Raw genomic sequence first — 9508 nt, forward strand, 5'->3', positions numbered from 1 at the left:
TCAGACGGCCTTGCTAACAGGAAACATCATGACTTCAAAAACTCTTTTGGCAGCTGTTACATCAGCTTTCTTATTGGGTGCATGCGCTACCGGCGGCGAATCTTTCGGCGGCTTGGGCAGCGGTACAGGTATCGGCAGCAGCGTAGTGAAAATGGCGGTAGACAGCCAATGCCGTACCGAATTAAACAAACGTAACGAATGGCGCGTCATTGCTTTAGCCATGAGCGCGGAAAAACAAGCCGAATGGGAAAATAAAATCTGTGGCTGCGCCAGCGAAGAAGCGCCAAATCAATTAACTGCAACCGAAATGATGCAGGTTTTGAGCCCGGCAACCCGCGATCAGGCCATTGCTTCCGTTACCGCGAAAACGGTTACCGCCTGCTTCAAACGACTCTACAAATAATCGTTCAGACGGCCTTTTTTAATATCGAGGCCGTCTGAATTCGTTTTGACTTTCTATTTGAATTTTAAATATATAGAGAAGAAACCATGAAATACATCAGCACCCGCGGTGCAACCGCACGCAAGCAATTCAGCGAAGTTTTATTGATGGGTTTGGCTCCTGACGGCGGTTTGATGCTGCCTGAGCAATACCCTCAAATCGACCGTGCTACTTTAGACCAATGGCGCACACTCAGCTATCCAGAGCTGGCGTTTGAAGTCATGAGCCTGTTTGCCACCGACATCCCTGCTGATGATTTACGCGATATCATCAACCGTACCTACACCGAAGAAGTATTCGGTACCAAAGCCATTACTCCGGTGCGCACACTTTCAGACGGCATCAAAATCCAAGCTCTGTCCAACGGCCCGACTTTGGCATTCAAAGACATGGCCATGCAATTCTTGGGCAATGCGTTTGAATATGTATTGAACAAAGAAGGCAAAGAACTCAATATTTTAGGCGCCACCAGCGGCGACACCGGCTCTGCCGCCGAATATGCCCTGCGCGGAAAAAAAGGCGTCAATGTCTTCATGCTGTCTCCGGAAGGCAAAATGAGTGCATTCCAACGTGCACAAATGTTCAGCCTGCAAGATGCCAACATCCACAACATCGCTGTTGAAGGCATGTTTGACGACTGCCAAGACATCGTCAAAGCCGTACAAAACGATGCCGAATTCAAAGCCAAATACCACATCGGCACAGTCAACTCTATTAACTGGGGCCGTATCGTCGCCCAAGTCGTGTATTACTTTGCCGGTTATTTCAATGCCACTTCGAGCAATGACGAAAAAGTCAGCTTCTGCGTACCAAGCGGCAACTTTGGCAATGTCTGCGCCGGTCATATCGCCCGTCAAATGGGCCTACCCATCCACCGCTTGATTGTCGCCACTAACGAAAACGACGTATTGGACGAATTTTTCAAAACCGGTGCATACCGCCCGCGCAACAGCGAACACACCCACGTTACTTCCAGCCCGTCTATGGATATTTCCAAAGCCTCCAACTTCGAGCGTTTTGTGTTTAACCTGATGGACCGCGATGCAGACGAAATCAAAACCTTATGGGCGGAAGTAGGTTCCGGCAAAGGTTTCAATTTGGAATTTGTCTTAAACAAAGTACATCAACAATATGGCTTTGTTTCCGGCAAATCGACCCATGCCAACCGCCTTGCCACCATCAAACAGGTTTACGAGCAAGATCATGAACTGATTGATCCGCATACAGCTGATGGTGTCAAAGTAGCGCGTGAAGTCCGCGAAGCCGGCGAAACCATCGTCTGCCTCGAAACCGCACTGGCCGCCAAATTTGAAGCCACCATCCATGAGGCTGTCGGCGAAGTTTCCATCCCTCGTCCGGCCGCATTGGAAGGCTTGGAAAACCTGCCGCAACGTGTCCGTGTTGTCCCTAATAATGCAACAGCAGTGAAAGACATCATTAAGGAAGCCCTGGCTTAACCGGCCGTCCTTGACGACTGCACAGGCCGTCTGAAAAAGTTTCAGACGGCCGCAACCGATATTTGAGAAGTGGGTAACATTATTGCCAAACCCACCACGCCGCAGTCGTTCCTAATATAAAATCAAGGTGTTAAAACAATACCAACTCCTTTTGACTTTCAATTGCAAACATTGTAATGACAGATATTTTCGTTTAGAATTGCATGTTTGCTCTAAATTTGGATTGATATGCAGACAACACAAGCCACATCCAACTGGGAGCTATACAAGCGCTTGCTTGGATATTTGAAAAGCTATTGGAAGATGTTTATCGTCTCCGTAGTGGCCATGCTGATTGTCGCCAGTACGATGCCGGCTTTCGGTTACTTGCTCAAACCTTTGATCAATGAAGGTTTTGTCGATAAAAACATGAAAAGCATGTCATGGTTGCCACTGGCAATTGTGGCGCTGTTTTTCATTCGCGGCCTGTTTAACTTCATCAACGAATATTGCACGACGTATCTGTCCAGCCACTTGGTGCAGCGCTTGCGCGGTGAAATGTTCAACAAAATGATGCACCTGCCGACTTCGTATTTCAGCAGCAATACCGGCGGCCGTTTGATGTCTCGTATCTTGAACGACGTCAATCAAATTACCGATGCAGGGTTTAACGTCATTACCGTGATTGCTAAAGACGGCGTGAGCGTAGTCGGCCTATTGGGCTTGCTGACTTATCTGAACTGGCGTTTGACCCTGATTACTTTTATCATCTTGCCGGTTGTTGCTGTATGTATCCAAACAGTCAGCAAACGCCTGCGCAAACTGTCTGCCAACAACCAAATTTATCTTGGCCAGCTGATGCAGGTCTTGGGCGAAAGCATTAATGGTGAACGCGTTGTAAAAATCTACGGCGGTCAAGATTATGAAAACCGCCGCTTCGACCGTATTGCCAATGATGTTCGCCGCAACCTGCTCAAACAGGTTTCCGCCAGCTCTGCCGGTACCGGCATTACGCAATTAATGGCTTCGGTTGCACTGGCTGCGATTATTTACGCAGCCGCCCGCCAAGCCGGACTTTCAGGATTTAGTGCAGGCGATTTTATGTCATTTTTGTCCAGCATGATCATGATGTTTGACCCCATCAAACGCATGACCGGCGTGATGCAATCCCTGCAACGCGGTTTGGCGGCGGCAGAAAGTGTCTTCACCTTTTTGGATCAACCCGAAGAAAGCAACGAAGGCAAACAGATTCTCAGCCCAAACCCTGGCGATATCGAATTTTGCGATGTTGTACACCGTTATCCCGAAGCCGAACGCAACAGTTTGAACCACATCAACCTGCTTGTACCGCAAGGCAAAGTGACTGCATTAGTCGGCGCATCAGGCTGCGGTAAAACCACCCTGGCCAATATGTTGCCGCGCTTCCTTAATCCGGATGAAGGCAAGGTTTTGATTGGCGGCGTCAACATCAATGAATATACACTCGAAAGCCTACGCAGCCGCATGGCATTCGTCAGCCAAAACGTTGTCCTGTTTAATGGTACGATTGCTGAAAACATTGCCTATGCTCAAGCTGACAAATTCAGTGAAGAAGAAATTATCAATGCTGCAAAAGCAGCCAATGCTTGGGAATTTATCCAAAAAATGCCGCAAGGCTTGCACACTGAAGTTGGCGAAAACGGTTTAAAACTGTCTGGCGGCCAACGTCAACGCCTTGCCATTGCGCGTGCGCTTTTGAAAAATGCGCCGATTTTAATTTTGGACGAAGCCACCAGTGCATTGGATAATGAATCCGAACGTTTGGTACAAACCGCATTGGAAAACCTGATGCAAAACCGTACCACATTGGTGATTGCCCACCGACTTTCGACCATCGAAAAAGCCGACAACATCGTTGTGATGCATGAAGGCAATGTAGTCGAACAGGGCACTCATCATGAATTGATCAACGCAGGCGGACGCTATGCCGACCTGCACAGCCTCAGCGAAAAATCAGCCAAACCGGCAAGCAAGTAGCTGAACACCATATTCCATTCTTTTTATTAACCTTGGCCGCCCCGACCTACCCTTTTCAGACGGCCTTATCCGACAGGAAATATCAATGGCAGCATTCAACACCCAGAAAGTCTTGTCCGTACACCACTGGACCGACGCTTACTTCACTTTCACCTGTACCCGTGACGAGTCTTTGCGCTTTGAAAACGGCCAATTCGTCATGGTCGGCCTGATGGTAGACGGCAAACCACTGATGCGCGCATACAGCGTGGCTTCTGCCAACTGGGAAGAGCATCTGGAATTTTTCAGTATCAAAGTACAAGACGGCCCATTGACCAGCCGCCTGCAACACCTTAAAGTCGGCGACGATGTCCTCATTAGTAAAAAACCGACCGGTACACTGGTTGCCGGCGACCTGAATCCGGGCAAACACCTCTACCTCTTGAGCACCGGTACCGGCATCGCCCCTTTCTTGAGCATTACCAAAGACCCTGAAATTTACGAGCAATTCGAAAAAATCATCTTGGTTCACGGCGTACGCTACAAAAAAGACTTGGCATACTACGACCGCTTCACCAAAGAATTACCCGAACACGAATACCTGGGCGACTTGGTTAAAGAAAAATTGATTTACTACCCGATCGTTTCACGCGAAGACTATGTACACCATGGCCGTCTGACCGATTTAATGCGCAGCGGCAAACTCTTCGAAGACATTGGCCTGCCTAAAATCAATCCGCAAGACGACCGCGCCATGTTGTGCGGCAGCCCTGCTATGTTGAAAGACACCTGCAACGTCTTGGACGAATTCGGCCTGACCGTTTCTCCGAAAACCGGTGTCCGCGGCGACTACCTGATTGAGCGCGCATTCGTCGATCAATAACGTATCCCCGGCAGCAGGCCGTCTGAAACCCTTCTTTCAGACGGCCTAAACCTTAATAATTTATCCCACATTATGCCTACTCTACTCATCATCCGTCCGTCCAACCGTCCGCAACAAGATACCCAAACCTGCCATGCAGCCGGTTGGCAGGCTCAAGTATTGAGTCCGATCGAAATAGAGGCAGACCGTTCGGCACTAAACAAACTTCCCGAACAATTCAAGCAAGCCGATGTCGTGTTTTGGGTCAGCCCCACCGCTATTGAAACCGCAGCGCCGCATCTGAACTTTTCAGACGGCCCCAAAGCACACATTACTGTCGGCCAAACCAGCCAACATACTTTGGCGCAATTCTCCCCCTATCCCGTATTCTCCCCCGAAGATGGCAACGACAGCGAAGCCGTCTTGAGAATGCCTATTTGGAAAAACCTGCCACCCAATGCCCAAGTTCTAATCATTCGAGGTCATGGCGGCCGTGATTTTCTGGCAGACAAACTGACCGAACTGGGTTTCCAAATCGACATCGCCGAAATCTATTTCAGACGGCCACACGCCATCGATTGGCAGAACTTTAAAACCGAAGACATCACCGCCGCCTACATTACATCCGGCGAACTTGCGCGCGAATTTTTCCATCAGATTCCGCCGCAATTTTCCCGATTCTTCGAATCCTTGCTATACTTTACCCATCATCCGCGCATTGCCGATGCGCTTCGCATCGTCGGTGCCAAACATGTAGAAACCGTCACTTCTCTATCCGCTGCACTTTCATCCATGCCACAAAGGAGCCAAGCAGTGAACCAAGTCGAAGACAATAAAGATACCCAACAAGTTGCCAATACGGCAGCTCCGGCGCCTGAACGTTCTGAAAACACTAGGCCGTCTGAACAAATCAAACCTACCCAACCTCAGCGAGTGGAGGCGAGCATGCCCGAGTCCAACAATCTCCCACAAAACAACGCCCCTGTTATCATCAAACAATCTGGAGGCAAAGCCTTGGCCGCAGGTGCAACCGTCTTGGCACTGCTAGGCCTAGGCGCGAGCGGATTCCTGTTTGTACAGGGCCAAAATGTTTTAAAAAACCAAGAGCTCGAATTCAACCAAAAAATTGACAAAGCCGCGTTGGGCGAATCTGAAAACGCCAGCCTTTTAAAAGACAACCTCAACCGCCAAACCGCTATTCAGGCCGAGTTAGACCGCCTGAACAACGGTCAAAAAAACAATAGCGATCAAATCCTGCAAACGCAGAAAGCTTATCAAGAGTTACTCAAAGGCCGTATCAACTGGCTGGTTGACGAAGCCGAATCCATGCTGAACACTGCTTCGCAACAATTGATGCTGTCAGGCAACCTTCAAGGTGCGGTCAGCGTATTGGAACACATCGACAGCCGCTTAAGCCGTTTTGAACAGCCTGAGCTTATCCCCATCAAACAAGCCATCAGCAATGATTTGGCCGCGCTGAAAAACCGTCCTTATGTCGATATTTCTGCCACTGCCTTGCGTATCGACCGTTTGGAAACCGGTATTTCAGGCCTGCCTTTGGTTTTGGACGGCGTATTGAAACCGGGTGCCGCGCCTGTCGAAGCCGCTAATTCAGGAACTTGGTGGGAAAACACATGGGAAAAATCCCTCAATGCCCTCAAAGGCTTGGTTGAAGTTCGTCATCTGGACAGCAACGACGCCATGTTGATTTCGCCCGAACAAACCTACTTCATCCGTGAAAACCTGCGCCTGCGCCTTTTGGATGCGCGCATTGCCCTGTTGCAACACAACGGCGAAGTGTATCAAAGCGATTTGAACAACGTTGAAGCAACCGTGAAGCAATACTTCGACAGCAAATCCCCTGCTACGCAGTCATGGTTGAAAGAGTTGGCCGAACTCAAAGCCCTTGATGTCCGCATGATTTCAGACGACAGCCTGAAAGCCAGCTTGAGTGCCATTCGCGCTTATCAAGAAGGTTCTCGTACACAAATGACGACCGAAGAGGCTACCCAAACCCAAGCCGCCGAGAAAACCGCTTCCGCTCCGGCTGCAACTACCGAGCAAGCCACGACTGCCGCACCGGCCGCCGCTTCTGCCCCTCAATCTCTGGAAGCACCTGCTTTGCCGTCTGAAAACAAAAAAGAACCGGCCGCCGAAGCTTCCAAACCACAAAACCAAACCAAGCCTGCTGCCAAAATTAAAGGAGAGCAAGCATGAAAACCGTCGTTTGGATTGTCATTCTATTTGCCGCCGCCGTCGGTTTAGCGTTGGCTTCCGGCATTTATACCGGCAACGTGTATGTCGTGGTTGAGCAAACCATGCTGCGTATCAATCTGCATGCCTTTGTTTTAGGCCTGCTGTTGAGCGTATTCGTCCTGTATTTCCTAATTAAATTCGTGTTCGGCCTCTTGAACATTCCGGCGCGTATGCAACGCTTCGGCATTGCCCGTAAAGGCCGTCAGGCTTCTGCCTCTTTGAACAGCGCAGGTTTGGCATATTTTGAAGGCCGTTTTGAAAAAGCCGAACAAGAAGCCGCCAAAGTCTTGCAAAACAAAGAAGCAGGCGACAACCGTACCCTAGCTTTGATGTTGGGCGCGCACGCGGCCGACCAAATGGAAAACTTCGAACTGCGCGACCGCTACCTGCACGAAATCGAACACCTTCCGCAAAAACAACAGCTTTCCCGTCATCTTTTGCTGGCTGAATCCGCACTGGGCCGCCGCGATTATCCGACTGCCGCACAAAATCTTGAAGCCGCATCCAAAATCAACGGCAACTTAAGCCGCTTGGTGCGCCTGCAATTGCGTTATGCCTTTGATCACGGCGATGCTTCAGATGTCTTGGCAAAAGCGGAAAAACTGGTCAAAGCCGGCGCTATCAACGATTACGAAGCAGAACAGTATCAGAACTGGGCATATCGCCGCCTCTTGAGCGAAGTAACCGATGCAGGCCGTCTGAAAGCCTGTTTGAAACAGATTCCCGAAAGTGTGAAGTCTGGCGAATTGTGTGTCGCGATTGCCGAAAAATACGAGCGTTTGGGCTTGTATGCCGAAGCGGTCAAATGGGTAAAAACCCATTATCCGCAAAACCGCCAGCCCGAGCTTTTGGAAGCATTTGTCGAATCCGTACGTTTCCTAAGCGAGCGCGAGCAACAAAAAGCCATCGACTTGGCAGATTCTTGGCTGCAGGAACAACCCGACAATGCACCGCTGTTGATGTATCTTGGGCAACTGGCCTACGGCCGCAAACTTTGGGGCAAAGCCCAAGGCTACCTCGAAGCCAGCATCGCCCTGCAACCCAGCGTATCCGCACATTTGGTCCTAGCGCGCGTGTTTGATGAAACCGACCAACTGCAAAAAGCGCAAGAACAACGCAATTTGGTTTTGGAAAGCGTAGCCGAAGAAGAACATCCGGCAGCACTCCCTCAACCCAATTGATGTGCTGATTTCGTATTAAGCGACAGTATGAAATCTACAACAGAACCAACCATTTAATCATTTCAGACGGCCTCAATACATATCTAAGGCCGTCTGAACTTTGTCCAACACACCAAATCAGAAAGCCTATTTATCATGACTGCTCTGAAAAACGATACTTTCCTCCGCGCCCTGCTTAAACAGCCTGTCGAATACACGCCCATCTGGATGATGCGCCAAGCCGGACGCTATCTGCCTGAATACAAAGCCACGCGCGCGCGCGCAGGCAGCTTTCTCGATTTGTGTAAAAATACCGAGCTGGCAACCGAAGTCACTATCCAGCCTTTAGAACGTTTTGATCTGGACGCGGCAATTCTGTTTTCCGATATCCTGACAGTTCCAGATGCCATGGGTTTGGGCCTGTATTTTGCCGAAGGTGAAGGCCCGAAATTTGAACGCGCTTTGCAACATGAAGCGGACATTGCAAAACTGCAAGTTCCCGACATGGAAAAACTGCAATACGTCTTTGATGCAGTGACTTCCATCCGTAAAGCACTGGACGGCCGAGTTCCGCTCATCGGTTTCTCAGGCAGCCCGTTCACGCTCGCCTGCTACATGGTTGAAGGCGGCAGCAGCAAAGAATTCCGCACCATCAAAACCATGATGTATTCGCGCCCTGATTTGCTGCATAAAATCCTCGACACCAATGCTCAAGCCGTTACCGCCTACCTCAACGCCCAAATCGATGCCGGCGCACAAGCCGTACAAATTTTCGACACTTGGGGCGGCGTGTTGAGCGATGCCGCATTTAAAGAATTCAGCCTGAAGTACATCCGACAAATCGTAGCCGGACTCAAACGCGAAAACGAAGGCCGCCGCGTGCCTGTTATCGTATTTGCCAAAGGCGGCGGCTTATGGCTGGAAAGCATGGCAGAAATCGGCGCAGACGCATTAGGCTTGGACTGGACCTGCAACATCGGCGAAGCCCGCCGTCGCGTCGGCGAACAAGTTGCCCTGCAAGGCAACTTCGACCCGTTTGCCCTCTTTGGCACACCGGAATCTATCCGCACCGAAGTCGCGCGCATCCTTGCCGACTACGGCAACGGCAGCGGCCATGTATTCAACCTCGGACACGGCATCAACCAACACACCAATCCGGAACACGCCAAAATCTTGGTCGATACCGTACACGAATTGTCCCGTCAGTATCACCGTTAATTAAAGCAACTCAAAGGCCGAGACCTTTGCAAAATTCCCCAAAATCCCCTAAATTCCCACCAAGACATTTAGGGGATTTCTCATGAGCACCTTCTTCCAGCAAACCGCACAAGCCATGATCGCCAAACACATCGACCGT

General features: G+C 50.1%; 7 protein-coding genes and 1 pseudogene. All 8 read left to right on the forward strand.

All coding sequences use genetic code 11. The annotated features are described in order from the left end of the window. Positions 1-28: 28 nt before the first annotated feature. The 8 genes and pseudogenes from TW89_RS11175 (at position 29) to hemE (ending at position 9369) form a co-directional block, all read left to right on the forward strand. Complete coding sequence (locus TW89_RS11175) at positions 29-403, forward strand: hypothetical protein (RefSeq protein WP_004519975.1); 375 nt, start codon at positions 29-31, stop codon at positions 401-403. 86 nt (positions 404-489) lie between these two features. Next, entirely contained in the window at positions 490-1899 is a 1410-nt protein-coding gene (gene thrC / locus TW89_RS11180) for a threonine synthase (RefSeq protein WP_128581478.1), read from the forward strand. Positions 1900-2127: 228 nt separating this feature from the next. Continuing rightward, positions 2128-3894 (forward strand): lipid A export permease/ATP-binding protein MsbA, encoded by a 1767-nt coding sequence (msbA, locus tag TW89_RS11185; RefSeq protein WP_128581479.1) that lies wholly within the window; start codon positions 2128-2130, stop codon positions 3892-3894. Positions 3895-3979: 85 nt separating this feature from the next. After that, complete coding sequence (locus TW89_RS11190) at positions 3980-4756, forward strand: ferredoxin--NADP reductase (RefSeq protein WP_003746329.1); 777 nt, start codon at positions 3980-3982, stop codon at positions 4754-4756. Positions 4757-4828: 72 nt separating this feature from the next. Continuing rightward, positions 4829-5464, forward strand: a pseudogene (locus TW89_RS12180) (uroporphyrinogen-III synthase); the annotation flags it as partial. 216 nt (positions 5465-5680) lie between these two features. Beyond that, positions 5681-6952 (forward strand): uroporphyrinogen-III C-methyltransferase, encoded by a 1272-nt coding sequence (locus TW89_RS12185; protein WP_283114736.1) that lies wholly within the window; start codon positions 5681-5683, stop codon positions 6950-6952. Continuing rightward, positions 6949-8172, forward strand: a complete 1224-nt coding sequence (locus TW89_RS11200) for a heme biosynthesis protein HemY (protein ID WP_128581481.1) — start codon at positions 6949-6951, stop codon at positions 8170-8172. Before TW89_RS12185 ends, TW89_RS11200 begins: the two co-directional genes overlap by 4 nt. 135 nt (positions 8173-8307) lie before the next feature. Beyond that, the gene (gene hemE, locus TW89_RS11205; RefSeq protein WP_114926249.1) at positions 8308-9369 is read left to right on the forward strand and encodes a uroporphyrinogen decarboxylase; all 1062 of its coding nucleotides are present in this window, start codon (positions 8308-8310) and stop codon (positions 9367-9369) included. Positions 9370-9508: the final 139 nt, after the last annotated feature.

It is taken from the genome of Neisseria flavescens (assembly GCF_001618065.1).
GTDB lineage: Bacteria > Pseudomonadota > Gammaproteobacteria > Burkholderiales > Neisseriaceae > Neisseria > Neisseria flavescens_A.